At 36.8% G+C, this 24702-nt stretch carries 28 protein-coding genes, 2 riboswitches and 1 other annotated feature (1 of these 31 cut by a window edge); of the genes, 26 read left to right on the top strand and 2 right to left on the bottom strand.

What is annotated here, in order from left to right:
* Positions 1-77 precede the first annotated feature (77 nt).
* From leuB to QUF93_RS09300, 15 genes are all read left to right on the top strand, one after another.
* Positions 78-1142, top strand: coding sequence for a 3-isopropylmalate dehydrogenase (gene leuB, locus QUF93_RS09230; protein ID WP_289358555.1), 1065 nt, complete (start codon positions 78-80; stop codon positions 1140-1142).
* Complete coding sequence (gene leuC / locus QUF93_RS09235) at positions 1142-2536, top strand: 3-isopropylmalate dehydratase large subunit (protein WP_289358556.1); 1395 nt, start codon at positions 1142-1144, stop codon at positions 2534-2536. The genes leuB and leuC overlap by 1 nt, the downstream gene beginning before the upstream one ends.
* The gene (gene leuD / locus QUF93_RS09240) at positions 2514-3095 is read left to right on the top strand and encodes a 3-isopropylmalate dehydratase small subunit (protein WP_289358557.1); all 582 of its coding nucleotides are present in this window, start codon (positions 2514-2516) and stop codon (positions 3093-3095) included. The genes leuC and leuD overlap by 23 nt, the downstream gene beginning before the upstream one ends.
* A gap of 308 nt (positions 3096-3403) precedes the next feature.
* Positions 3404-4666, top strand: a complete 1263-nt coding sequence (locus QUF93_RS09245) for an ATP phosphoribosyltransferase regulatory subunit (RefSeq protein ID WP_289358558.1) — start codon at positions 3404-3406, stop codon at positions 4664-4666.
* Complete coding sequence (gene hisG, locus QUF93_RS09250) at positions 4642-5277, top strand: ATP phosphoribosyltransferase (RefSeq protein WP_289358559.1); 636 nt, start codon at positions 4642-4644, stop codon at positions 5275-5277. The genes QUF93_RS09245 and hisG overlap by 25 nt, the downstream gene beginning before the upstream one ends.
* Before the next feature lie 11 nt (positions 5278-5288).
* The gene (gene hisD / locus QUF93_RS09255) at positions 5289-6578 is read left to right on the top strand and encodes a histidinol dehydrogenase (RefSeq protein WP_289358561.1); all 1290 of its coding nucleotides are present in this window, start codon (positions 5289-5291) and stop codon (positions 6576-6578) included.
* Positions 6578-7162 carry an imidazoleglycerol-phosphate dehydratase HisB gene (hisB, locus tag QUF93_RS09260; protein ID WP_002117469.1) on the top strand — a complete coding sequence of 195 codons (585 nt, stop codon included), beginning with the start codon at positions 6578-6580 and terminating at the stop codon, positions 7160-7162. Before hisD ends, hisB begins: the two co-directional genes overlap by 1 nt.
* Positions 7163-7792 carry an imidazole glycerol phosphate synthase subunit HisH gene (gene hisH, locus QUF93_RS09265; protein WP_289358562.1) on the top strand — a complete coding sequence of 210 codons (630 nt, stop codon included), beginning with the start codon at positions 7163-7165 and terminating at the stop codon, positions 7790-7792.
* Entirely contained in the window at positions 7765-8484 is a 720-nt protein-coding gene (hisA, locus tag QUF93_RS09270; protein ID WP_289358563.1) for a 1-(5-phosphoribosyl)-5-[(5-phosphoribosylamino)methylideneamino]imidazole-4-carboxamide isomerase, read from the top strand. Before hisH ends, hisA begins: the two co-directional genes overlap by 28 nt.
* Complete coding sequence (hisF, locus tag QUF93_RS09275) at positions 8478-9236, top strand: imidazole glycerol phosphate synthase subunit HisF (RefSeq protein WP_289358564.1); 759 nt, start codon at positions 8478-8480, stop codon at positions 9234-9236. Before hisA ends, hisF begins: the two co-directional genes overlap by 7 nt.
* A complete protein-coding gene (hisI, locus tag QUF93_RS09280) occupies positions 9233-9538 on the top strand; it encodes a phosphoribosyl-AMP cyclohydrolase (protein ID WP_002117475.1) in 306 nt (101 codons plus the stop codon). The genes hisF and hisI overlap by 4 nt, the downstream gene beginning before the upstream one ends.
* Before the next feature lie 10 nt (positions 9539-9548).
* On the top strand, positions 9549-9872 hold the full coding sequence (gene hisE, locus QUF93_RS09285; RefSeq protein ID WP_002117477.1) for a phosphoribosyl-ATP diphosphatase: 324 nt from the start codon (positions 9549-9551) through the stop codon (positions 9870-9872).
* Positions 9873-9884: 12 nt separating this feature from the next.
* On the top strand, positions 9885-10904 hold the full coding sequence (locus tag QUF93_RS09290) for a histidinol phosphate phosphatase domain-containing protein (RefSeq protein WP_289358565.1): 1020 nt from the start codon (positions 9885-9887) through the stop codon (positions 10902-10904).
* Between the two features lie 68 nt (positions 10905-10972).
* On the top strand, positions 10973-11137 hold the full coding sequence (locus tag QUF93_RS09295) for a DUF4025 domain-containing protein (protein ID WP_289358566.1): 165 nt from the start codon (positions 10973-10975) through the stop codon (positions 11135-11137).
* A gap of 146 nt (positions 11138-11283) precedes the next feature.
* On the top strand, positions 11284-12255 hold the full coding sequence (locus QUF93_RS09300; RefSeq protein WP_289358567.1) for an NAD(P)-dependent oxidoreductase: 972 nt from the start codon (positions 11284-11286) through the stop codon (positions 12253-12255).
* 32 nt (positions 12256-12287) lie between these two features.
* Here QUF93_RS09300 and pssA read toward each other — a convergent pair whose 3' ends face one another.
* Entirely contained in the window at positions 12288-12989 is a 702-nt protein-coding gene (gene pssA, locus QUF93_RS09305; protein WP_002117483.1) for a CDP-diacylglycerol--serine O-phosphatidyltransferase, read from the bottom strand.
* A gap of 165 nt (positions 12990-13154) precedes the next feature.
* On the bottom strand, positions 13155-15041 hold the full coding sequence (locus QUF93_RS09310; RefSeq protein ID WP_289358568.1) for an LTA synthase family protein: 1887 nt from the start codon (positions 15039-15041) through the stop codon (positions 13155-13157).
* A 261-nt stretch (positions 15042-15302) separates the two neighbouring features.
* Here QUF93_RS09310 and QUF93_RS09315 point away from each other — a divergent pair, with 261 nt between their 5' ends.
* The 11 genes from QUF93_RS09315 to QUF93_RS09365 all read left to right on the top strand — a co-directional run bounded on the left by QUF93_RS09315 (position 15303) and on the right by QUF93_RS09365 (position 24534).
* Entirely contained in the window at positions 15303-15698 is a 396-nt protein-coding gene (locus tag QUF93_RS09315) for a DUF3888 domain-containing protein (RefSeq protein WP_289358569.1), read from the top strand.
* Positions 15699-15786: 88 nt separating this feature from the next.
* A riboswitch (Lysine riboswitch) is annotated at positions 15787-15968 on the top strand.
* Positions 15969-16147: 179 nt separating this feature from the next.
* Positions 16148-17464 (top strand): diaminopimelate decarboxylase, encoded by a 1317-nt coding sequence (gene lysA, locus QUF93_RS09320; protein WP_002117487.1) that lies wholly within the window; start codon positions 16148-16150, stop codon positions 17462-17464.
* A 117-nt stretch (positions 17465-17581) separates the two neighbouring features.
* A riboswitch (SAM riboswitch) is annotated at positions 17582-17690 on the top strand.
* 72 nt (positions 17691-17762) lie between these two features.
* Positions 17763-17906 carry a YezD family protein gene (locus QUF93_RS09325; RefSeq protein ID WP_000116159.1) on the top strand — a complete coding sequence of 48 codons (144 nt, stop codon included), beginning with the start codon at positions 17763-17765 and terminating at the stop codon, positions 17904-17906.
* An 86-nt stretch (positions 17907-17992) separates the two neighbouring features.
* Positions 17993-18697 carry a phosphoadenylyl-sulfate reductase gene (locus QUF93_RS09330; RefSeq protein ID WP_289358570.1) on the top strand — a complete coding sequence of 235 codons (705 nt, stop codon included), beginning with the start codon at positions 17993-17995 and terminating at the stop codon, positions 18695-18697.
* Positions 18698-18736: 39 nt separating this feature from the next.
* Positions 18737-19873, top strand: a complete 1137-nt coding sequence (sat, locus tag QUF93_RS09335) for a sulfate adenylyltransferase (protein ID WP_289358571.1) — start codon at positions 18737-18739, stop codon at positions 19871-19873.
* A gap of 12 nt (positions 19874-19885) precedes the next feature.
* Positions 19886-20479, top strand: a complete 594-nt coding sequence (gene cysC / locus QUF93_RS09340; RefSeq protein WP_002117491.1) for an adenylyl-sulfate kinase — start codon at positions 19886-19888, stop codon at positions 20477-20479.
* Between the two features lie 11 nt (positions 20480-20490).
* Positions 20491-22113, top strand: coding sequence for a nitrite/sulfite reductase (locus QUF93_RS09345; RefSeq protein ID WP_289358572.1), 1623 nt, complete (start codon positions 20491-20493; stop codon positions 22111-22113).
* A 10-nt stretch (positions 22114-22123) separates the two neighbouring features.
* Complete coding sequence (locus tag QUF93_RS09350) at positions 22124-22324, top strand: DUF3906 family protein (RefSeq protein ID WP_097902378.1); 201 nt, start codon at positions 22124-22126, stop codon at positions 22322-22324.
* An 87-nt stretch (positions 22325-22411) separates the two neighbouring features.
* Positions 22412-23188 carry a uroporphyrinogen-III C-methyltransferase gene (gene cobA / locus QUF93_RS09355; protein ID WP_289358573.1) on the top strand — a complete coding sequence of 259 codons (777 nt, stop codon included), beginning with the start codon at positions 22412-22414 and terminating at the stop codon, positions 23186-23188.
* Between the two features lies 1 nt (position 23189).
* Positions 23190-23942: a sirohydrochlorin chelatase gene (locus QUF93_RS09360; protein WP_289358574.1), complete on the top strand. Its 753-nt coding sequence runs from the start codon at positions 23190-23192 to the stop codon at positions 23940-23942.
* Positions 23917-24534 (top strand): NAD(P)-binding protein, encoded by a 618-nt coding sequence (locus QUF93_RS09365; protein ID WP_002117500.1) that lies wholly within the window; start codon positions 23917-23919, stop codon positions 24532-24534. Before QUF93_RS09360 ends, QUF93_RS09365 begins: the two co-directional genes overlap by 26 nt.
* A 61-nt stretch (positions 24535-24595) precedes the next feature.
* Positions 24596-24702 (top strand) — a binding site (T-box leader) (it continues 141 nt past the right edge of the window).

Genomic DNA, 24702 nt, shown 5'->3' on the forward strand with positions numbered 1-24702 from the left:
GTGTGTGATAGGTGAGGGAAACTTTCCTCACCTATCAAATTAAAGTTCTGAAAATTCAGTTAAAAGGAGTGTTTATATTGGAAAAACGTATCGTTTGTTTAGCTGGTGATGGTGTTGGTCCGGAAATTATGGAAAGTGCGAAGGCAGTATTGCATATGGTAGAGAGGCTATATGGACATCATTTTCATTTGCAAGATGAGTACTTTGGCGGGGCTGCTATCGATTTAACAGGGCAACCATTACCACAGCGAACGCTTGCCGCCTGTTTAGCGAGTGATGCGGTTTTACTTGGCGCAGTGGGTGGACCTCGCTGGGATCATGCGAAAGAAAGGCCGGAGAAAGGATTATTAGCTTTAAGAAAAGGACTTGGTGTATTTGCGAATGTTCGACCTGTAACGGTAGAAAGCGCAACTGCACATTTATCACCATTAAAAAACGCTGATGAAATTGATTTCGTTGTCGTTCGTGAATTAACAGGTGGGATTTATTTTTCTTATCCGAAAGAACGAACGGACGAAGTAGCAACAGATACACTTACGTATCATCGCCATGAAATTGAACGTATCGTTTCTTATGCTTTTCAATTAGCGAGTAAGCGGAAGAGAAAAGTAACATCTATTGATAAAGCGAATGTTTTAGAGTCTAGTAAACTGTGGAGAACTGTGACGGAAGAAGTAGGTCTTCGTTATCCAGACGTTGAATTAGAACATATTTTAGTAGATGCAGCTGCTATGGAGTTAATTCGGAACCCAAGGAGATTTGACGTTATCGTAACAGAGAATTTGTTTGGTGATATTTTAAGTGATGAGGCTTCTGTATTAGCGGGGTCATTAGGAATGCTTCCATCAGCGAGTCATGCGGAAAACGGGCCATCTTTATATGAGCCTATTCACGGATCAGCACCAGATATTGCGGGGAGAAATAAGGCGAACCCAATTGCGATGATGCGTTCGGTTGCGATGATGCTTGGGCAATCATTTGGATTAACGAGAGAAGGATATGCGATTGAATCCGCAATATCTGCAGTTCTTCAATCTGGAAAATGTACAGCAGATATCAGGGGAGATGAAACGACAACTTCATTTACGAAAGCGGTTATTCAAGAGATGGAAGAGCAAGCGCTAGTAGGGAGAGGACGATAATGGGAAAAAGATTACTAGATAAGCTTTGGGAGAGACATGTAGTTGCGACAAACGAAAATGGATTGGATTTATTATATATCGATCTTCATCTCGTTCATGAAGTAACGTCACCGCAAGCCTTTGAAGGCTTGCGGCTTGCAAATCGAACTGTCCGGAGACCAGAATTAACATTTGCAACAATGGATCATAATATTCCAACGAAAGATGTTTGGAATATTACTGATCGTATTGCGAAGCAGCAATTGGATACACTTCGTGAGAACTGTAAACAATTTCAGGTGCCATTAGCGGATATCGGTGATGAAGAGCAAGGGATTGTTCATGTTATAGGACCAGAACTTGGGCTTACACAGCCAGGGAAAACGATTGTTTGTGGTGATAGTCATACGGCTACTCATGGTGCATTCGGTGCGCTAGCGTTTGGTATTGGTACGAGTGAAGTCGAACATGTATTAGCAACGCAAACGTTGTGGCAACGAAAACCGAAAGCGATGGGCATTGAGTTAAAAGGAAAATTACAGAAAGGTGTTTATGCAAAAGATATTATTTTGCATCTTCTTTCAAAGTACGGTGTAGCAGTTGGAACTGGATATGTAATGGAATTTTACGGAGAGACGATTCATGCTATGGAGATGGAAGAGAGGATGACACTTTGCAATATGGCAATTGAAGGGGGAGCAAAAGCGGGCGTTATTGCACCAGATGAAAAAACATTTTCTTATGTAAAAGGGCGTAAATATGCACCAAAAGACTATGAATCTTTCACGGGAAAATGGTCGGAGCTTTATACAGATTCAGATGCGATTTATGATTTACATATTTCAATAGATGTTACAAGTCTAGCACCGTACGTAACTTGGGGAACAAATCCTAGTATGGGTGTTCCTATTGATGAAAAATTACCAGAAAAGCATAATGAAAATGATGAAAGAGCATTTTCATATATGGGATTGAGCCCTGGGCAAAGTACGTTTGAAATTCCTGTTAAGCATGTCTTCATTGGTTCTTGTACAAATTCACGTTTATCTGACTTAGAAATTGCTGCATCTGTTGTAAAAGGGAAAAAGGTAAAAGAGGGTGTGCGAGCACTCGTTGTACCAGGATCAAAAAGTGTGAGAGAGCGGGCAATGCAAAAAGGCTTGCATCGCATATTTGAAGAAGCGGGGTTTGAATGGAGAGAGCCTGGATGTTCAATGTGTCTTGGGATGAATCCAGATCAAGTACCTGAAGGAGAACATTGTGCTTCTACTTCAAATCGTAATTTTGAAGGAAGGCAAGGGAAAGGGGCAAGAACACATTTAGTAAGTCCAGCTATGGCTGCAGCAGCTGCATTATATGGGCATTTTGTTGATATTAGAAAGGAGAGTTATGATGGAGCCATTTCGTATTCATAAAGGCACTGCCGCAGTACTTATGAATGATAACATTGATACAGATCAAATTATTCCGAAGCAATACTTAAAGAGAATTGAAAGGACGGGATTTGGAAAGTATTTATTTGATGAGTGGCGTTATGATAATGAGCGCCATGAAAATCCTAATTTCCCCCTTAATGCACAAGAACGAAAAGGAGCAAGTATATTAATTACAGGTGATAATTTTGGATGTGGTTCTTCAAGAGAACATGCTCCGTGGGCGCTTGCGGATTATGGTTTCCGCGTTATTATCGCCGGAGGATTTGCAGATATTTTTTATATGAATTGTATGAAGAATGGTATGTTACCGATTGTAATGGATAAAGAGATGCGTGAACAACTTGCCAAAATGAATGCGAGAGATCAAATGGAAGTCGATTTAGAGAATGAAGTAATTACTACGAATACGCACAGATTTCATTTTACAATCGAGAAAATGTGGAAAGAGAAATTATTAAATGGTCTAGATGAAATTAGCATTACGATGCAATACGAACGAGAAATTGGAGAGTATGAAAGGGAGATAGCCTTATATTAAGAAATAACGGAATATTAAAAATGTATTTACATTCAGAATTAACTGTTATATACTATGTGAAAATCAGAGGAGAAAGGGAGTAAGTATTATGAATATCGTGCAATCTATTAAAATGCTTACACAACTACATCATCATACATGAAACCCTTGAACCTAACGTGAAAACGTGTAGGCACAAGGGTTATTCCCGTTGTACCTACACTCTACTAAAGAGCCTTGTAGGTATTTTTTCTACAAGGCTCTTTTTATTTTCGGTTTAGGTGAATGGAATGAGCATACATTAGAGAGGGAAGGGTGTGTGAATTTAGATGACAAAGTGGAAGCGTGCAAATCCGAATGGAACGAGGGATTACTTATTCGAAGAATGTACGTTAATTGAAGAAGTGGAACAAAAATTAAGACGGACCTTTTTAGATAGAGGTTATGAAGAAATAAGGACACCTACAATTGAATTTTACGATGTTTTTGCATTTCAAAACAGGCCGATAGATGAAGAAAAGATGTATAAATTTTTTGATGAAAAAGGACGGATTATTGTACTGCGCCCAGATATGACAATTCCTTTAGCAAGAGTAATTGGAACGCAGAGACGGGACACTCCTCTTAAAGTGACGTATAGCGGAAATGTATTTCGGGCGAATGAGTCTCTTTCTGGAAAATATAATGAAATGGTACAAAGTGGTATTGAAATTATCGGGATTGATAATGTAAGAGCAGAAATTGAGTGTGTCATAAGCGTAATTCAAGCACTTCAAAAATTGAAGGTACAATCTTTTACAATTGAGATTGGGCAAGTGCAGTTATATAAATGTATTGTAAAAAAACTCTCCATTCATGGTGAAGAAGAGAGGGTACTTAGAACATATATTGAGAGTAAAAATTATGCTGGTCTCTCAAATTTTATTGAAGAAAAAAAATTAGATCGGTGTGATGAAACAGTAAGATTACTTGAGAAATTACCAAGGTTATTCGGGAGTTTAGATGTTATTGAGGAAGCAGAAAAACTCGCCTCAAGTAATGAAATGAAAATGGCCATTGCAAGAGTGAAAGAAATATATGAAACAATTGAACAGTTAGGATATGGATCTTACATATCAATTGATTTAGGTATGGTTCAACATTTGGATTATTATACGGGTGTTATTTTCAAAGGGTATATATATGAAATTGGAGAAGAGATTGTTAGTGGCGGAAGATATGATGAGTTAATTGGAAATTTTGGAGAGATGATGCCAGCTGTTGGGCTCGCGGTGCAAGTAAATCAAATTGTTAAGGCACTTCAAGAGCAGCAAGAACCATATAAACGAAAGAGAATAGATATTATGATTCATTATGAGTTAAATAGATTAGCAGAAGCGGAAAGGTTACGAAATTTACTTCAAAAGGACGGGAAGAATGCCCAATTATCTTTATTCCCAAATTTAAACGATACTTTTCAATTTGCAAACAAGAATAAAATAATGACAGTCGTTGAGGCGAAGAGTGAGTCACTAGTGGAATATGTATGGAGAGAGAAATGGATCATCCAGAAAGAAGGGGAGGCTTCATGCGTAACATTCAAATTGCGTTAACGAAAGGAAGATTAGAAAAGCATGTTATTCCACTGTTTGAGAAAATTGGAATTGATTGTTCAGAGCTCAAAGATAAAGGAAGAAAACTTGTTTTTAAAAGTAAAAACAAAAACATTTCATTTATTTTAGTGAAAGCGGTAGATGTTGCTACTTATGTAGAACATGGCGTAGCTGATATTGGAGTCGTTGGAAAAGATATATTAATGGAATGTGAGAAAGATATATATGAGATGGTGGATTTAGGAGTAGGCGTGTGTAAATTTTGTGTCGCTTCTATTCCTACGTATAATCCGAAGAGTTATCGAAAAAAACGAATTGCTACGAAATATCCGCACATTACTTCTACATATTTTCATGATAAAGGGGAGGATGTAGAAATTATTAAAATAGAAGGATCTGTAGAGATTGCTCCACTTCTAGGGTTGGCAGATGCAATTGTGGATATTGTTGAAACAGGAAAAACATTACAAGAAAACGGATTAATTGTATTTGAGGAAATGTGCTCTATATCAGCTCGAATGATAGTAAATAAGGCTGCATTGAAAACTAAAAAAGACGAAATATTCGGTATTATAAACATGATGGAACAAGAAATTTTGTCAGGGAAATAGGGGGAGTTTCAATGGAGATAGTTTGTGAAGAGTTCCAAGAGGCTTTATCGAAAATAAAATTGCTAAGAGAAAGCGCTAATATAATAGAAGAAACTGTTCAAAGAAGTGTAAGTGAAATTGTTCAAAACGTAAGGAAGAGTAAAGATGAAGCTGTATCGTTCTATACAAAAAAGTTTGATGGTGTAGAGATAAAAAATTTTCGTGTAAGTGCAGAAGAAATAAAACAAGCAAGTAAGTTTGTAGAACAAGCTTTTTTAGAAGCGTTAGAAGAGGCAAAGAAAAATATTGTCTCGTATCACGAAAAGCAAAAAAGACAATCTATGTTCGATTGCGTGAGTGAAGGGGTAATTAGAGGACAGCTCATCCGGCCGTTAGAAAATGTAGGTGTATATGTGCCGGGCGGGACAGCTTCGTATCCTTCATCAGTATTAATGAATGTATTGCCAGCAAAACTCGCAGGAGTGAAAAAAATTGTAATGGTAACACCGCCGAGGCAAGGAGGAATTGATCCGCATATTTTAGCTGCTGCAAGCCTTGCAGGTGTAGATGAAATTTATATGGCTGGTGGTGCTCAAGCAATTGCTGCTTTAGCATATGGGACGGAATCGATTCCGAAAGTAGATAAAATAGTTGGCCCCGGAAATTTGTATGTCGCTCTAGCAAAACGAGAAGTATACGGGATAGTAAATATCGATATGATTGCTGGACCATCAGAAATTGTAGTTATCGCAGATGAAACAGGAAATGCCGAATATATTGCTGCGGATTTATTATCACAAGCAGAGCATGACGTGAGAGCGACTGCTATTTGTATTACAACGAATGTACAGCTTGCTAAAGAAGTAGAAAGAGAAATAGAAAGACAGCTAGAGACGTTACCAAGAAGTGAAATAGCTCGTGAGTCAATAAAAAGAAATGGATCAATTTTTATTGTTCCTTCTTTAGAAGAGGCATTTCAATTATCAAATGAAATTGCTCCAGAACATTTAGAGTTACACATAAAAGAGCCAATGAATGCTCTAGCTTATGTAAAGCATGCTGGATCAATTTTTCTTGGTCCATATGCACCTGAACCGCTCGGAGATTATTTGGCGGGGCCGAATCACGTATTACCGACAAGTGGAACGGCAAGGTTTTTCTCTCCGTTATCCGTCGATGATTTTGTGAAAAAATCAAGCTTCGTTTCTTATACGGAAGAAGCGTTAAGAAGTGTACAGCATCATATTGTAGAACTTGCAAATAAAGAAGGTTTACATGCACACGCAAGAGCGATCCAAATTAGGTTTAAGGAGGAAGAATAATGCGCCAATCTAGTCAAGCACGTGAGACGACTGAAACAAAGATTAAATTAAGTTTGCAGCTCGATGAAAGTACGAGTGTTTCTGTGCAAACGGGAGTTGGTTTTTTTGATCATATGCTAACTTTATTTGCTAGGCATGGAAGATTCGGTTTGCAAGTTGAAGCTGAAGGTGATGTATTCGTTGATGCGCATCATACGGTTGAAGATGTTGGAATTGTACTCGGAACTTGCTTGAAAGAAGCGTTGCAAAATAAAGAGGGGATTAACCGTTACGGCTCAGCATATGTACCGATGGATGAATCTTTAGGATTTGTCGCGATTGATATAAGCGGGCGCTCATATATTGTATTTCAAGGTGAATTAACAAATCCGAAGCTGGGAGATTTTGACACGGAATTAACGGAAGAATTTTTTAGAGCAGTTGCCCATGCTGCAAATATTACATTACATGCTCGCATTCTATACGGAAGCAATACACATCACAAAATTGAAGCTTTATTTAAAGCGTTCGGTCGAGCTCTTAGAGAGGCAGTCGATAAAAATGCCAATATTACTGGTGTAAATTCAACGAAAGGGATGTTGTAATTGATTGCAATTATAGATTATGGAATGGGAAATATTCGCAGTGTGGAACAAGCATTAAAATATATTGGAGCAGAGTACATCATAACGGACCATAAAGAAGAAATATTGAGAAGTGATGGAGTTATTTTACCAGGAGTAGGCGCATTTCCGAAAGCGATGGACATTTTAGAAGAAAAAAATTTAGTATGTGTGCTAAAAGAAGTTGGGAGATCAGGAAAACCGCTTCTAGGCATTTGCTTAGGAATGCAGCTTTTATTTGAAAAAAGTGAGGAACTACAAGACTGTACCGGATTAAATTTACTACCAGGTGTCATTCGAAAGTTAAAAGTTCCTTATAAAATTCCACATATGGGGTGGAATGAATTAAAAAAAGAAGGAGAAATATCGCTTTGGGATAGAGTAGAGGACGGTTCTTTCGTATATTATGTCCACTCTTATTATGCAGATTGTCCGAATGAAATTGTGTATGGGGCAAGTGAATATGGAGTGAAGGTACCTGGTTTTGTAGCAAAAGGAAATATATTTGGCGCACAGTTTCATCCTGAAAAAAGTGGTGAAATTGGAATGCAAATGTTAAAAAATTTCAAAGGGGTGGTAGAAGCATGGAAATCTTCCCAGCTATCGATGTAAAAGAAGGGCGATGCGTAAGGCTGTATCAAGGAGAGTTTAGTAAAGAAACGGTGATGAATGAAGATCCAGTCGCACAAGCAATCATATTTGAAAAAATTGGAGCGAAAATACTACACGTTGTTGATTTAGATGGAGCAATTGCTGGAGAGTCAGTAAATTTACCTGTCATTGAAAAAATATGCAAGGCGGTGCGTATTCCGGTGCAAGTTGGAGGAGGTATTCGGTCACTTTCGGCGGTGGAGAAGTTGTTGTCAGTAGGTGTAGAAAAAGTGATATTAGGAACCGCAGCGCTGTATGATAAATCATTTTTAGAAGAAGCGATTCGTCTATATAAAGAGCAAAGCATAGTTGGAATTGATGCGAAAAATGGTTTCGTAGCAACGAGGGGGTGGCTCGATGTGTCTGAAGTTTCTTACATTGATTTAGCAAAGCAAATGGAAGGTTTAGGTGTTCAAACGATTGTGTTTACAGATATCTCAAAAGATGGGACGCTTGCAGGTCCGAACTTTGAACAATTAGAGTTACTGCAAAAAAGCGTGGGCATTCGTGTGATTGCTTCTGGAGGAGTGGCATCTATTCAAGATGTGAAAAGGTTAAATGATATGAATATATATGGCGTCATCATTGGGAAGGCACTTTACGAGAAAACGATTGATTTAGAAGAAGTGTTACAGGTTACAAAACTATGTTAGCGAAACGAATTATTCCATGTCTAGATGTGAAAGAAGGGCGGGTAGTAAAGGGTGTAAATTTTATAGGGTTACAAGACGTCGGTGATCCTGTTGAAATAGCCGCATTATATAATGATGCGGGAGCAGATGAAATCGTATTTTTAGATATTACTGCGACGCATGAAGGGCGAAAAACGATTATAGATGTTGTAGAAAAAACTGCTTCAAAAGTATTCATTCCTCTCACAGTTGGCGGGGGGATTTCAAATGTTCAAGATATGTACAATTTACTAAGAGCTGGAGCGGATAAAGTTTCAATAAACTCAGCGGCAATGCGAAATCCAAAGTTAATCCAGGAAGGTGCAGAACATTTTGGCTCACAATGTATTGTCGTAGCAATCGATGCTAGAAAAGTGGCAAAAGATAAATGGAATGTATACGTAAATGGCGGAAGACTTGATACGGGAATGGATGCAATAGAATGGGCGAAGCGCGTTGTCGAGCTCGGGGCAGGAGAAATTTTGTTGACGAGTATGGATGCAGATGGAACGAAAAACGGATATGATCTTCGTTTAACAGAAGCAATTTCAAACAGCGTTTCTGTCCCAGTAATCGCATCAGGTGGATGTGGTCATGTGGATCACATTATAGAAGTATTTCAAAAGACAACAGTTGATGCAGCATTAGCAGCATCAATCTTTCATTATGGTGAAGCGACTGTACAGGATGTAAAGAAAAAATTAAGAGAAGCAAACGTTGAGGTGCGGTTATGAAGCCTAACTTTTCAAAAGGATTGATACCAGCTGTTGTTATCGAGGAAGATACGAAAGAAGTTTTAATGCTAGCTTATATGAATGAAGAAGCGTATGACAAGACGCTGGAAACGAAAAGAACATGGTTTTATTCCCGTTCGAGACAATCGTTATGGAATAAAGGAGATACATCGGGAAATGTTCAATATGTACAATCACTTTATTTAGACTGTGATCAAGATTCAATCGTTGTTGTCGTAAAGCAAGTAGGGCCTGCTTGCCATACGGGAGAAAAAACGTGTTTTCACTACAAAATTATATAGGGGGATACATATGGAAGATATCCTTAAGTTATTATTTGAAACAATTGAAGAACGAAAGAAAAATCCACTCTCTGAATCATATACGAATTATTTATTTTCAAAAGGTGAAGATAAAATTTTAAAGAAAATCGGTGAGGAGTGCACTGAAGTAATTATCGCGTCTAAAAATAATGATAAAGAAGAAATAGTAAAAGAAATGGTTGATGTGTTTTATCACTGTTTTGTTCTGTTAGCTGAAAAAAATATTTCATTAGAAGATGTCATGCAAGAAGTGAAAGAAAGAAATGGAAAGCTTTCGAGAGTAGGGGAGCGAAAAGAAATAGATACGTTATAAGGGGGAATATATATGAAAGTGGATTATCATCTTCATTTAGAAGAAGGGCCCTATTCAATAAGCTGGCTTGCCAAAATAAATGAAGCACTACAATATTATGAGCCACTTCAAGAAGAAAGGCATTCTATTGGCTGGCTAATGAAAACACAAGAACGCCTGCAAAGACGTGTGAAGGAAGGACCATTTACAGCGAAATGGATTGATTTATATTTAGAAGAAGCTTTGCGAAAAGGTATAAAAGAAGTTGGTATTGTCGATCATTTATACCGTTTTCATGAAGCGAAAGGATATTATGAAAAGTATGTAAATATTAGTGATTCTAAGCTCGGTCGTTTACAAAAAGAATGGTTAGATCAAGTAAGAGTAACGTCTCTTTATGATTTTACAAAGGCGATTGAAGAGGCAAAAGAGCGATGGAGTAAACGAGGGGTAACGCTCAAACTTGGAATTGAAGCGGATTATTTTATCGGCGGTGAACAAGAGTTAAAAGGCTTACTAGCATTAGGAGAATTTGATTATGTAATCGGTTCGGTCCATTTCATAGATGGTTGGGGATTTGATAATCCAGATACGAAAGAGTATTTTGATACGCATGAGTTACATACTTTATATCATACGTTTTTCGCTACAGTTGAAAATGCTGTTCGTTCGGAGCTCTTTGATATTATAGCTCACCTCGATAACATAAAAGTATTTAATTACCGGTTAGATGAGAATGAACAGCTTTCTTATTATAAGGAAATAGCGCGTGCGTTAGTAGAAACGAATACGGCAACAGAAATAAATGCGGGATTGTACTATCGCTATCCTGTGCGCGAAATGTGTCCAAGTCCGCTTTATTTACAAGTATTAGCTAAGTATGGAGTTCCGATTACTCTATCCTCAGATGCTCATTATCCGAATGATTTAGGAAAATATGTGGAAGAAAATATAAAGACATTACGCAATCATGATATTTCTCACATAGCTACATTTACGAAACGAGTAAGAACGATGAGATTGCTTGAAGAAGAAGTAACAATTTCAAAATAAAACGCGATTTTTTGATGAAAATCTTCCTTTTTGTTCAAAATAAGAAAGAATGAAAAGGAGGGTAAGAAATGGCGAAACAACAAAAGAAACAAAATGTACAAGCGGTGGACCAAGCGTATACTTCTGAAACGAATCAAACAGCTAATTCAGTTATTGAGGAACAAATTAGCGATACAGTTGCAGAAGGAACTATTGATGCGAAGCTTGAGCAAGAATCACAAGAGAAAGCGTAAGAAGAGAGGAGAGATGAATCTCCTCTTTTCTTATGTGAAAAAATGACGATTTTCAAAACTATAATCAAATCCCTTGGTTTTTATATATGAATTTCTTACAATGAAATATAAGAGGTATCTTATTTTGTATAGAAGAGGTGTTAGTAGTGGCGAAAATATTAGTAGCAGGGAAAATTCCAGAAATCGGCTTAGAATTATTAAAAGATCATGATGTAGAAATGTACGATAAAGAGGAGTTAATTTCTTTAGATGAATTAACAGAGCGTGTAAAAGATAAAGATGCATTGTTAAGCTTACTTTCTACAAAGGTGACGAAAGAAGTTATTGATGCGGCACCTAATTTAAAGATTGTTGCAAACTACGGTGCTGGTTACGATAATATTGATTTCACATATGCAGGAGAAAAAGGAATTGCAGTATCGAATACACCGAAAGTATCAACTGAAGCGACAGCAGAATTAACATTTGCACTTCTTTTAGCAGCGGCACGTAGAATTCCTGAAGGAGATACGTTATGTCGTACAACTGGATTTAACGGATGGGCGCCATTATTTTTCTTGGGCCGCGAAGTACACGGTAAGACAATTGGAATTATTGGCCTTGGAGAAATCGGGAAGGCAGTTGCAAAGCGTGCGAAAGCATTTGGAATGGATGTTTTATATACAGGACCAAATCGTAAGCCTGAAGCAGAAAGTGAACTGGGCGCAACATATGTGACATTGGAAGAATTATTACAAACAGCGGACTTTATTACAATTAACTGTGCTTATAATCCAAAGTTACATCATATGATCGATGAAGAACAGTTTAAAATGATGAAGAAAACAGCATATATTATAAATGCTTCACGTGGACCAATTATGAATGAATTTGAACTTGCTCAAGCATTAAAAACGAATGAAATTGAGGGTGCAGCCCTTGATGTGTTTGAATTTGAACCGAAGATTACAGAAGAGCTAAAAGGATTAAAGAATGTTGTGCTCGCTCCTCACGTAGGAAATGCAACATTTGAAACTCGTGATGCGATGGCTGAAATGGCAGTTAGAAATATTTTAGCTGTATTAAATGGTGAAGAACCAGTAACACCTGTAAATCAAAAAGTATTAGTTACAAAATAAAAAGAAACCTTCCAATTTCGGAAGGTTTCTTTTTATTTTTCTTTATTTTCTTTTTTAGATGGTCTTTGTCTAAGAAATTGAGATAGCATATACAAAATATATAGTGGAATGGCAATGAATAAGAAAACAGAAAAATTACCAAAACCTGTTTGGTACATTGTGATAATGCTTCCGACTAAAAATAGTGTAATAATGATGCTATATCGTGGAATTGGTACATCTTTTAAACTTGGGATACGAATACGACTTACCATTAAAAATGCGAACGTTACAAATACTGTAATAAGAACGATTTTTGGAATGGTATTTGAAAATAATGTTAGGAAAGCGACAAGCCCTCCTGCTGCAGTAATCGGAACTCCAGTGAAATATTTCATAGAAGTAGAAGATGGTGTTACATTAAATCGTGCTAAGCGATATGCTCCAAACAGTGGGAATAATCCCGCTATGTATAGTCCAATGATTCCGTAGTTGGAAAAAGATGTGTAATACATTAAAACAGCAGGTGCTGCGCCAAATGTTACAACATCTGCGAGTGAATCAAGCTCTTTCCCCATTTGTGAATCAACGCGTAATAAACGAGCAACACGCCCATCAAGACTATCTAACATCATCCCGATAAGTACTAAAATAGCAGCTGATTTATAATATCCTAAAGATGCATAGCCGATTGATAAAAATCCGCTATATAAATTTCCGAGCGTAAATAAGTTTGGAATAGCTGCTCTATACAAAATCTGATCCCTTGCTTTCTGTTATAAATTCTTAATTAGTGTATGAAAGTTTACTTATTTTATCATACCATAAATTTCTTTCTCATACGAAAGAAATTCCCAATTTGTGAAAGATTTGAAGTGTAAGTAAAAAAGAAGCAACTTTTCACAAAGTTGCTTCCTACATTATTCAAATTTCGTTGTCATCGTTCCAGTTTTATATCGATTGTTAGGATCGAATCGTAATAAATCTCCATAAATCAGTTTGTCAGAGAGTTTTAAATCTGTTTTTGCTTTTTCAATATACGGCTGACATAGTGATACATCTGCCTCTTCACCTGAGCTTTTTTTGTAGCACACATTTTTTGTATACACATAATCCTCTGTTACAAAACTACCATCGCGCATTACCATAAGTGGATCTTTTTCTTTTATAAATAAGTCAGTTCCAAATTCAACTGATTGATTCGTTTTAATACCAAGTAAATGAAGCAGCGTTGGTTTAATATCGATTTGACCGGATACTTTAGAAATGACTTTTCCTTCTTGACCAGGTACATGAATGATGAGAGGGACGCGTTGTAATTGCATCGCATCAAACGGTGTAATAGCGTCTTTCCCAAGGAACTGAGCCATAGCTGCGTTATGGTTTTCGGAAATACCGTAATGATCACCATAAATGACAATAACGGAATTGTCGTACAGTCCTTCTGCCTTTAATTGATTAATAAATAATTTAAGAGCTTCATCTGTGTAACGAACTGTTGGGAAGTAGCGGTTTAAAACAGCACTTTCCGAATTAAACTCATCAACATATTGATCTTCTGGATTTAGAAGAAACGGAAAATGGTTTGTTAAAGTAATAAATTTTGTATAGAACGGCTGCGGTAAAGATTTTAGTTTTGGAATAGATTGCTCAAAGAACTCTTTATCTTTTAATCCCCAACCGACAGACATTTGTTCCGTGCCTACGTAATCATTTAAATTAAAATAGCGATCATATCCAAGTGCAGGATACATTACATCACGATTCCAAAATGTTTTATCGTTTGAATGGAAGACAGCAGAAGAATATCCGTATTTCTTTAATTGTTCTGGTGTGGCTGTATATTCATTTGTTGCATGAGTAAAGAACACAGAACCACGATCTAACGGATAAAGTGAGTTTTCCACGATAAATTCAGCATCAGAAGTTTTACCTTGTCCAGTTTGATGATAGAAGTTATCGAAATAAAAACTATCTTTAATAAATTCGTTTAAAAATGGAGTGATTTCTTTTCCATTTATTTTTTTATTAATAACAAAACTTTGTGTAGATTCCATTGAAATTAAAATTACATTTTTCCCTTTTGCAGCTCCAAATAAGTTTTTATCTACGTGTTTATCTTTTGCGTCAGTATAGTTTTTAATCTCAGAGAATCCGTCCCCACTTGCAAATACACGTTCAGCTGAAGATTTAGATTGGAGTGTAATATCAAATAGATGATATGTGTATAAACCTAAATTTTTCACGACAGTTTGACGGTCAAATGAGCGTGAGAACATTTGTGGCTTATAAATAACTGAAACGACAATTTGCAGTGCCAATATCGCTGTTACACCACTAAAGAAAGTTCGCTTTTCAGAGCGTGAAAGTGGTGTTTTGTCACAAAATGCCGGGAATTTACGTGATATAAACATTAAAATAATTGCATCCGCAAATAAAAGTAATGTTTTATACGTAAAGAGTTCTTTAATGCTCGTTCCTAAATCAGCCATATTATTTGTTTGGAATAAAACGGGGAAAGTAACGAAATCATCATAAAACCCGTAAAACATTGCATTTCCAAATAAAATAAATGACAGAACAAAACTAATTCCAATAATAATTCGGTTGCGGTGCTTAGATGCAAGTAAAGCGAAACCGAAAAATAAAAGTAATGAAGCTAGTGGATTAATAAAAAGCATAAATTCTTCAAAGAAGTTATCAATTTTAATATCGAATGCTAGCTTGTACACAATATATGTTTTAATCCATAATAAAACGACTGCAACGAGTGCAAATCGCAGTTTTGGAAACAAATGTTTTAGCATAATATACTCCTCTCTTAAAATCATGACAGTTCCTGTGAGTTTGTTTGAAAAGTGTCTCACTTTATATATACGAACAGTCCTTTATTATTATGATTATTATACTATGAGTATCATTATACGAAAATAAAAGAGGGTTGTGGGCCTTTTTTGCAACAATTGAGTAGAAAAAGCGAAGTGGGAGACAATAAAATGGAATTTCTATGTATGATTATTATCATTCGTTAAACATGGAAAGTATTGCGTAATGATAAGGAGGTTATGATGCGAAAATTATTATATTTTATAGTATGCATTAGTTTTATGCTTTTTGCTTCACCGAGTGTGTCAATAGCCCAATATGATGCACCCCTTATGGAAGATGCACTTTATTCTGTTTTATTTCCAAAAATAAATAAAGCAATTGAAAAACAATATGGGACCTTGAAACCTTATCAATGTCCTAAAATTATTAGTATAAAAAAAGTGTATAGTGGTACATATTTATTTCAAGCAATTATTGAAGTAACGAAGTATGAACAGGTTGGAGGGAAAATTCTTCCCCCATTTGAAAAAGTAGCAATTACATTTAATAACGAAGAAGGCGAATGGGAAGTAACAAAGATTATAGTAAAGCGCTTACCAAACGATGCGAAACTAAACTGTAAAAAAACAATATAAAAAATTGTTTGACAAATAAAATGTTCCTTTGGTATTGTTAATAGCAACATTAGATGTTTGAAAATTAAATAGACTTACCTCATCTACTCTCAAAGGTAGAGGCCGCGATAGGAAAGAGTAAGCTATGTGAGATTTAGTGGAATCTGTGATCATAGGTTGAAAGGGACTATTGCCGAAATATAAGAATGACCACCTTATTCTTATATTGGGACTACATTGAATAAATGTAGTACTGTCATAATATTTATTTTATGGAGAGCTATTTGGAGATGTTGATGCGGTTTCTTATTTGAGAAGATAACAACTCGTTTATTTTTTCAATATATATTTTTCCTAATAAGAAACGCGTGTGAACATTGTTCCGCGCGTTTTTTGTCTATCTAAAAGCGTGCTGCAATGAATAGAAGATTGGGGTTATGAGTTTTAGAGGAAATAAGGGAGGAATTCAAATGTATTTACACGGCACAAGCCGAATCAATGGGCAAGGACACTTAGAAATTGGAGGGTGCGATACGACGCAACTAGCAAAAGAATACGGAACACCACTTTATGTATACGATGAAGAGTCAATTCGAGGGAAATGTCGTGCGTTTCATCGTGCTTTTAAAGAAAGTGGTTTCTCTTATCAAGTAGCATATGCTAGCAAGGCGTTCTTGTGCATGGAGATGTGCCGAGTAGCTCGTGAAGAGAATATGTCTTTAGATGTTGTTTCTGGAGGAGAATTATATACTGCGCTCCAAGCAGGGTTTCCTGCATCGCGTATTCATTTTCACGGAAATAATAAAACAGAAGAAGAAATGATTATGGCTCTTCAGGCAAATATCGGTTGTTTTGTAGTAGACAATTTCTTAGAATTAGAAATTTTACATGATTTAGCAGTGCAACATGGGAAATTTGTGAACATATTAATCCGTGTAACGCCTGGAGTAGAGGCACATACACACGAATATATAACAACAGGTCAAGAGGATTCGAAATTTGGATTTGGTGTTTCAAATGGTCAAGCGATGCAAGCAATTGAGCTTGCCTTGCAAAAATCAAATTATAATGTGTTAGGAATTCACTCGCATATTGGATCCCAAATATTTGAAACGGCTGGATTTGTTCGAGCAATTGAAGTACTCCGCCAATTTTTAGAAGAAGTGAGAGAGCGAACACATTATGTGATGAAAGTATTAAATGTGGGCGGAGGTTTCGGTATACGTTATACGGAATCAGATACACCGTTAACACTTGAAACGTATGTGCACGCTGTAACGAGTACGATAAGCGAACAATTTACACTATGTGAATATCCGCTTCCAGAAATATGGATTGAACCAGGTCGTAGTATCGTAGGTGATGCTGGAACAACACTTTATACAGTCGGATCGGTGAAAGATATTCCTGGCATTCGAAAATATGTTTCAGTCGATGGTGGAATGACAGATAATTTAAGACCGGCTCTATATGGAGCTCGTTATGAGGCAATGTTGGCGAATCGAGGAAATGATGAAAATGAGGAACTCGTTTCGATTGCTGGGAAATGCTGTGAAAGTGGAGATATGCTTATTTGGGATATTAATCTCCCGAAAGTTGCTTCTTCTGATTTACTAGCGATTTCATGTACAGGTGCATATGGGTACTCGATGGCGAATAATTATAATCGTATTCGTAGACCAGCTGTCGTTTTTGCAAAAGGTGGGACATCACAAATTGTTGTAGAGCGTGAAACATATGAAAATATTATTGGGAACGATCGCATACGTATTAAAGAGCTGGTGTGAATGAGAAAGAAGGAGTTGTCTAGTAAAGGCAACTCCTTTTAAAAAAAGAAAAATAATTAAATATATCGGAAAACTAGGATTGAAAAAAATCTGAATTGTGATAAAATACAAATACAAAGCTTATCAAGAGAAGCGGAGGGAACTGGCCCGACGAAGCTCGGCAACCTGCTTATAGAAAGCAAGGTGCTAAATCCAGCAAAATGGAATCCATTTTGAAAGATAAGGTAAAATATATTACCGAACAGTCTTTTCGAAATGGGAAAGATTTTTTTTATGAATAAAAGGGGGGGCTGTTCGCGTGAGTGTACGGGAGCATTTTGATGAAGTGTCTGAGAAGATTCAAGCGATGCTTGCTGATATGAAATATGGTTCAATTACAATTGTTGTGCAAGATGGAAAAGTCATTCAATTAGAGAAAAGTGAAAAAGTACGTTTAAAGTAAAAAGCGCTGACTAGAAAAACTAGAGGCGGTTTTAACCTATTTTATTAGGTTAAAACCGTCTTTTTGCTTTTACAGGGGGAAAAAACATGTTGACGTATGAAACGTGGGAAGAAAATAGCGTTTCATTTTCAGAAGAAGATGAAACAAAAGGCGCGCTATCAGTATTAAGTTGGGCTTATAAAGAATATAAAGGTGAAATTGTATATGCATGTAGCTTTGGAGTGGAAGGGATGGTTTTATTGCATCTTATAAACCAAGTAAATCCATCTGCTAAAGTTGTATTTTTAGATACAAATGTTCACTTTCAAGAAACGTACGAATTAATTAAAAAGGTACGAGAGAGATTTCCTTCATTAAATATTATAGAAAAACAGCCAGCACTTACACTTGAAGAACAGGCAAAGCTTCATGGAGAAAAATTATGGGAAAGTAATCCGAATCTCTGTTGTAAGATCAGAAAAATTTTGCCGCTAGAAAAATCATTAGCAGCCGAAAAAGCGTGGATATCAGGCCTTAGAAGGGAACAATCAGAAACGCGTAAGCATACAAAATTTGTGAATCAAGATCATCGTTTTCGGTCTATTAAAATTTGTCCACTCATTCATTGGACTTGGAAAGAAGTTTGGCGATATGTATACAAACATAGTTTGCCATATAATCCACTGCATGATGTTGGGTATCCAAGTATTGGGTGTGAAAAATGTACATTGCCTGTAGGAGATGGTGGCGACTCAAGAGATGGAAGATGGGCTGGGAAAATGAAGACAGAATGCGGACTCCATTTTCAATAAGATAGATCTTGAAATAACTCTAAGAGGGGATATAAAAAGATGAGTACAACAAATAAATTAGTAAACCGTATTGATGAAACATATGACATATCGAACATTGTCAAAGAAATTGAGCTAGACAAAATTGCGCTTAGTGATTTAGAACTTCTGGCGACAGGGGGATATAGTCCACTTACAGGATTTTTAGGGAAGAGAGATTATGACTCAGTTGTAGAAACGCTTCGTTTAGTAAACGGTAGTGTTTGGAGTATACCGATTGCATTACCAGTAACAGAAGAAGAAGCGGATAGATTGAAAATTGAAGAAGAAGTAAAACTGGTTAACGATGGAACTATATATGGTGTCATTCAAATAGAAGATATTTTTGTGCCTGATAAAGAAAAAGAAGCGTTACTCGTATATAAAACGACGGATGAGGCTCATCCAGGAGTGAAAAAATTATATGAACGACCAAACGTTTACGTTGGAGGAGCTATTATTCTCACAAAACGCTTTGAACATAATCAATTTCCTTCTTATCATTTAGATCCAATTGAAACGAGAGAAGAATTTAAAAAACGTGGTTGGAAAACAGTAGTGGGATTTCAAACGAGAAACCCAGTGCATCGTGCTCATGAATATATTCAAAAATCTGCCCTTGAAATTGTAGATGGCCTCTTTTTAAATCCGCTCGTTGGTGAAACGAAATCAGATGATATTCCAGCTGATGTAAGGATGGAAAGTTATGAAGTATTACTGCAAAATTATTATCCGGCAAATCGCGTTTTTTTAGGGGTATTTCCCGCAGCAATGCGTTACGCCGGGCCAAGAGAAGCGATATTTCATGCATTAGTAAGAAGGAATTTTGGGTGTACCCACTTTATTGTAGGGCGTGATCATGCCGGGGTAGGAGACTATTACGGAACATATGAAGCACAAGACATCTTTGCGAATTTTACAGTAGAAGAGTTAGGGATTACACCGCTATTCTTTGAACATAGTTTTTACTGCACGAAATGTGAAACGATGGCTTCAACGAAAACATGTCCGCACGGAAAAGAGGATCATGTCATTTTGTCGGGTACGAAAGTAAGAGAGATGTTAAGAAATGGTGAGATTCCACCAAGTGCATTTAGCCGTAAAGAAGTAGTGGAAGTGTTAATTAAAGGTTTGAAGAAAGAAGCAGTAACAGAATAGGGAGAGAATGAGATGGATACGAATATTACTTGGCATACAGCATCTGTTTCAAAAGATGAGAGAAGAGTGAAAAATGGGCATCATAGTTTTGTAGTTTGGTTTACTGGTTTATCGGCTTCAGGTAAATCTACCGTAGCGAATGCGGTTGCTCGGAAACTATTTGAAAAGAATATTGGGAATTATGTGTTAGATGGGGATAATATTCGCCACGGTTTAAATAAAGACTTAGGGTTCTCTGAAAGTGATCGTATGGAAAATATAAGACGTATTGGTGAAGTGGCGAAGCTATTTGTAGACCAAGGAACTGTTGTCCTTACAGCGTTTATTTCACCATTTCGAGTAGATCGAAAACAAGTTAGAGATCTATTAGCGGCAGATGAATTTATTGAAGTCTTTGTGAAGTGTCCGATTGAAGAATGCGAGAAACGTGATCCGAAAGGGCTTTATAAAAAGGCGAGAAAAGGTGATATTAAACAGTTTACAGGTATTGATTCACCGTATGAGGAACCAGAACGAGCGGAATTAATTGTAGAAACGCACAAGCATTCTATTGAAGAATGTGCAGAACAAATTGTGAAGTACTTACAAGAGCGCAGTTTCATATAGGGGGATAAAAGATGAGTTATGAAAAAGTGTGGGCTAATAATGAAAAATTAAATCAAACAGAGAAAAAGAAATTAGAGAAAGACGGATTAGAAATCTTCAATGATATTCCTTACTATGCGGAGAATGGATTTGAATCTATTCCGAAAGAAGAGTGGGACGCCTTTAAATGGGCGGGATTGTATTTACAACGTCCGAAAGAAGCTGGATATTTTATGATGCGTGTCAATATTCCTTCTGGGATTATTACAAATGCACAGGCGGAAGTTCTTGCTTCTATCGCTGCGGACTATGGACGCGATGTGATAGATATTACGACAAGGCAGGCGATTCAGTTTCATTGGTTAGAAATTCAGCAAATTCCAGATATTTTTAAAAGATTAGCGAGAGTTGGTTTATCTTCAGCGGGGGCATGCGGTGATATTACGCGTAATATTACAGGTAATCCACTTGCTGGAATTGATGCGAATGAACTATTTGATACAACATCGATTGTTAAAGAAATATACGATTATTTCCAACATAATGAAGAGTTTTCTAATCTACCACGTAAATTTAAAATGTCTATTAGTTCTAACATTTATAATTCAGCAAATGCAGAGATTAACTGTGTGGCATTTACACCTGCTACGAAAGAAATAGATGGTGAGAAAAAAGTTGGTTTTCATATAAAAGTAGGCGGAGGCTTATCAGCTCGTCCATACTTAGCGGAAGAATTAGATGTATTCGTTTTACCAGAAGAAGTGAAGGCAGTATCGATTGCAATCGCTACTATATTCCGTGATTTTGGATATCGTGAAAAACGCCACTTAGCACGTTTGAAATTTCTTGTCGCTGACTGGGGCGCTGAGAAATTTAAAGAGAAACTAGTAGAATACACAGGCCCATTGCAAAGTAAAGGGGAAAGTGCTCTCAAAGGCTGGAATGCAGGATACTTTTATGGCGTTCAAAATCAAAAACAAGAAGGATTAAAGTATGTCGGCTTTAATGTACCAGTAGGGCGTTTACATGCAGAGGAAATGTTTGAGATTGCAAGAATTGCAAAGAAATATGGAAACGGGCAAATTCGAACTTGTAACTCTCAAAACTTCATTGTTCCGAATATTCCGCCGGAAAATGTTGCAGGATTATTAAGTGAACCGTTGTTTGAAGCAATTTCTGCAAATCCGAAATCATTTATTGGTCATGCGGTTTCATGTACCGGTATTGAGTATTGCAATCTTGCTTTAGTAGAAACGAAAGAAAGATTACGCAAAATCGCAGAGTACTTAGATACACAAATTGCACTCGATGTTCCAGTTCGAATTCATATGGTAGGATGCCCGAACTCCTGTGGTCAACGTCAAATTGCTGATATTGGTTTGCAAGGGGTAAAACTGAAAACAAAGGAAAAGGGAATCGTTGAGGCGTTTGAAATATATGTGGGCGGAACGCTATTAGACGGAGGAGCATATAACGAAAAATTAAAAGGGAAGATAGATGGAGAAGATTTGTCGGATGTTCTCGTGTCCTTTTTAAGTTATTTCCAAAAGAATAAATTACTAGCCGAAACGTTTTATGATTTCGTAGGACGTGTTGGAGTGGAAGAATTACAAATTGTACTAAATCGTGTATTAGAAGAAGTAATAGCATCTTAGGAGGGATAGTATGGATTTATATCGATTTGAAGCGGCATTAGCAAATACTATTGTTCCAATTGTTGTCGTTGCTCAAAGTGAAGAACAGGCATTTAAGCTTGCCGAGATTGAGCTCGAAAAACATTTTTTACCGTTGCCAGAAGTAAAAGAGATTTCCTTGTTTGAAAAAAAGAAGATTCGAAAAGGTGCGGCCTTTGTTATTCACGAGTAAGGAACATTGAAATACGAAGTAATGTAAACTTCCATTCATACTATAAGGATGGAAGTTTCACTTTAATAGTAGAAATGAGGAGAGATGATGGGAAAAGTATATATCGTTGGAGCGGGTCCTGGTGATCCAGAGTTAATCACTGTTAAAGGATTGAAATGTATTGAGAAAGCGGATGTTATTTTATACGACCGTCTGGTGAATAAAGAGTTGCTCTCGTACGCAAAGCCTGAAGCAGATTTAATTTATTGCGGGAAGCTCCCGAATTATCACACGATGAAGCAAGAGACGATTAACACATTTCTTATTAAATACGCAAAAAAAGGAAAGGTTGTAACGCGTTTAAAGGGCGGAGATCCGTTTGTATTTGGCAGAGGCGGAGAAGAAGCTGAAGCGCTAGCGAAGCAAGGTGTACCATTTGAAATCGTCCCAGGTATTTCGGCTGGGATAGCTGCACCTGCTTATGCTGGAATTCCAGTAACGCATCGCGATGCAAGTGCAAGTTTTGCTGTTGTGACAGGGCACCGGAAAGAAGGTGCTGAAGAGGACGTGAAGTGGGAAAGTTTAGCGAAGGGTGTAGATACATTAGCGGTTTATATGGGGGTTAGTAATTTACCTTACATATGTGAACAACTAATAAAACATGGAAAAGATCAAAGTACACCTGCCGCTATCATTGAGTGGGGAACGACATCTATGCAGCGTACTGTTACAGCGACGTTAGGAACAATTGTAGATGTTGCCAAAAAAGAACAAATTCAAAATCCGAGTATGATTGTTATTGGAGAAGTTGTCCGTTTTAGAGAAAAGATACATTGGTTTGAGAAACAAACGGAAAATGCATATCAAGTAAGCGGAGTATTGTAAAATGAAGGCTGTTCTATATATATGTCATGGAAGCCGTTTGAAAGCAGCAAAAGAAGAAGCTGTTGCATTTATTACGTCATGTATGAACCGTGTAGAGGCAAATATTCAAGAAATTTGTTTTTTAGAGCTAGCGAGTCCTTCTATTGAAGAAGGATTTCGTACATGTGTGAAGCGTGGTGCTACAGAGATTGTTGCTATTCCTGTTTTTTTATTAGCGGCAGGACATGTAAAGAAAGATATTCCGCTTGAATTACGAAAGTTAAACGAGGAATATCCGGATATCAAAATAGTGTATGGTAATCCATTTGGTGTATCCGAAGTACTAGTAAAAGCGGTATATAACGGAAGTGGCATTAAAGACTATGATGAAGAAGTAACACTTTTACTTGTTGCAAGAGGGAGTAGTGATCCGGAAACTTTACAAGACATAAAGTGGATTTCTTCTTTATTTCAAAAAGAAGAGAACATTAAAGAAGTGGAAGTTTGTTATTTAGCAGCCGCGGAGCCGAAGTTTGATGAGAAGTTGAAAGAAATTGTAGAACAAAAAGAACGGAACATTGTTGTGTTACCTTACTTATTATTTACAGGCTTACTCATGAAACATGTTGAGAAAGAAGTGCGTCAATATGAGTCGGAAGAGATAAAAATAAGTCCATATTTAGGAAAGAATGTAGCGTTTCGAGAGATGTTAATTCAGAAAACAGAGGAAATATTGAAGGGAGATCAATATGTATCCACTTACAGTGCGAGTTGATAAGAAACGTGTTGTTGTCATTGGTGGAGGGAAAGTAGCAGGGTTTAAAATTATTCCTTTACTAAAACAAGGTGCGGATATAGTTGTGGTAAGTACAGAATTAGATGCGAATTTAGTGAAACTTGTAGAAGAAAAGCAAATTCGTTGGTATCAAAGAGAGTATGAAAAAAGTGATATCAAAGATGCTTTTTTAGTAGTTGCAGCGACTAGCGATTCGGTACTAAATGAACAAATTGCTGAAGATGCCTCGGTAAATCAATTGGTAAATGTTATTACGAATCCGGAAAGTGGAAATGTTCATTTTCCGGCGGCAATTCATCGTGGACTACTTAATGTAGCTGTTTCTACTGGAGGGGCAAGTCCGAAACTTGCAAAAAAAATTCGGGATGATATCGCAAATAAATATGATGAGAAGTATGAATCGTATCTTGATTTTTTATATGAAGTAAGAATGCAAGTGAAAGAATTACAACTAGAGAAACGGCAGAAAAATATAGCATTACAAGAAGTGTTAAAATCGATATATGTTCAAGATGAAATAAAAAGAGAACTCTTTTTACAGGAATTAGAGAAAAAAGTTCATATAGGATAGTAAGTAAATTGTACTTTACAAGTATAAAAATATAATTTATAATCACAAGTAACTTCAATAGATGAAATCGATGAGCAAGAAGAGTACGTATATTTGAGGCGTTCAGAGAGCTGGGATAAGGTGTGAGCCCGGTACGATAAAATATACAGAATGGGCTTGCGAGAGGTA

Origin of the sequence: Bacillus hominis (assembly GCF_030348325.1) — a bacterium.
Taxonomy (GTDB): domain Bacteria; phylum Bacillota; class Bacilli; order Bacillales; family Bacillaceae_G; genus Bacillus_A; species Bacillus_A hominis.

Coding starts and splice junctions, on each gene's coding strand:
- QUF93_RS09315 (WP_289358569.1), top strand. CDS start 15,303: ATGCGAAAATTATTATATTTTATAGTATGCATTAGTTTTATGCTTTTT.
- QUF93_RS09345 (WP_289358572.1), top strand. CDS start 20,491: ATGAGTTATGAAAAAGTGTGGGCTAATAATGAAAAATTAAATCAAACA.
- QUF93_RS09310 (WP_289358568.1), bottom strand. CDS start 15,041: ATGCTAAAACATTTGTTTCCAAAACTGCGATTTGCACTCGTTGCAGTC.
- cysC (WP_002117491.1), top strand. CDS start 19,886: ATGGATACGAATATTACTTGGCATACAGCATCTGTTTCAAAAGATGAG.
- QUF93_RS09365 (WP_002117500.1), top strand. CDS start 23,917: ATGTATCCACTTACAGTGCGAGTTGATAAGAAACGTGTTGTTGTCATT.
- QUF93_RS09330 (WP_289358570.1), top strand. CDS start 17,993: ATGTTGACGTATGAAACGTGGGAAGAAAATAGCGTTTCATTTTCAGAA.
- hisF (WP_289358564.1), top strand. CDS start 8,478: ATGTTAGCGAAACGAATTATTCCATGTCTAGATGTGAAAGAAGGGCGG.
- QUF93_RS09290 (WP_289358565.1), top strand. CDS start 9,885: ATGAAAGTGGATTATCATCTTCATTTAGAAGAAGGGCCCTATTCAATA.
- hisA (WP_289358563.1), top strand. CDS start 7,765: ATGGAAATCTTCCCAGCTATCGATGTAAAAGAAGGGCGATGCGTAAGG.
- lysA (WP_002117487.1), top strand. CDS start 16,148: ATGTATTTACACGGCACAAGCCGAATCAATGGGCAAGGACACTTAGAA.
- hisI (WP_002117475.1), top strand. CDS start 9,233: ATGAAGCCTAACTTTTCAAAAGGATTGATACCAGCTGTTGTTATCGAG.
- QUF93_RS09245 (WP_289358558.1), top strand. CDS start 3,404: ATGACAAAGTGGAAGCGTGCAAATCCGAATGGAACGAGGGATTACTTA.
- hisE (WP_002117477.1), top strand. CDS start 9,549: ATGGAAGATATCCTTAAGTTATTATTTGAAACAATTGAAGAACGAAAG.
- hisB (WP_002117469.1), top strand. CDS start 6,578: ATGCGCCAATCTAGTCAAGCACGTGAGACGACTGAAACAAAGATTAAA.
- QUF93_RS09350 (WP_097902378.1), top strand. CDS start 22,124: ATGGATTTATATCGATTTGAAGCGGCATTAGCAAATACTATTGTTCCA.
- hisD (WP_289358561.1), top strand. CDS start 5,289: ATGGAGATAGTTTGTGAAGAGTTCCAAGAGGCTTTATCGAAAATAAAA.
- sat (WP_289358571.1), top strand. CDS start 18,737: ATGAGTACAACAAATAAATTAGTAAACCGTATTGATGAAACATATGAC.
- QUF93_RS09360 (WP_289358574.1), top strand. CDS start 23,190: ATGAAGGCTGTTCTATATATATGTCATGGAAGCCGTTTGAAAGCAGCA.
- leuD (WP_289358557.1), top strand. CDS start 2,514: ATGGAGCCATTTCGTATTCATAAAGGCACTGCCGCAGTACTTATGAAT.
- leuC (WP_289358556.1), top strand. CDS start 1,142: ATGGGAAAAAGATTACTAGATAAGCTTTGGGAGAGACATGTAGTTGCG.
- cobA (WP_289358573.1), top strand. CDS start 22,412: ATGGGAAAAGTATATATCGTTGGAGCGGGTCCTGGTGATCCAGAGTTA.
- hisG (WP_289358559.1), top strand. CDS start 4,642: ATGCGTAACATTCAAATTGCGTTAACGAAAGGAAGATTAGAAAAGCAT.
- QUF93_RS09295 (WP_289358566.1), top strand. CDS start 10,973: ATGGCGAAACAACAAAAGAAACAAAATGTACAAGCGGTGGACCAAGCG.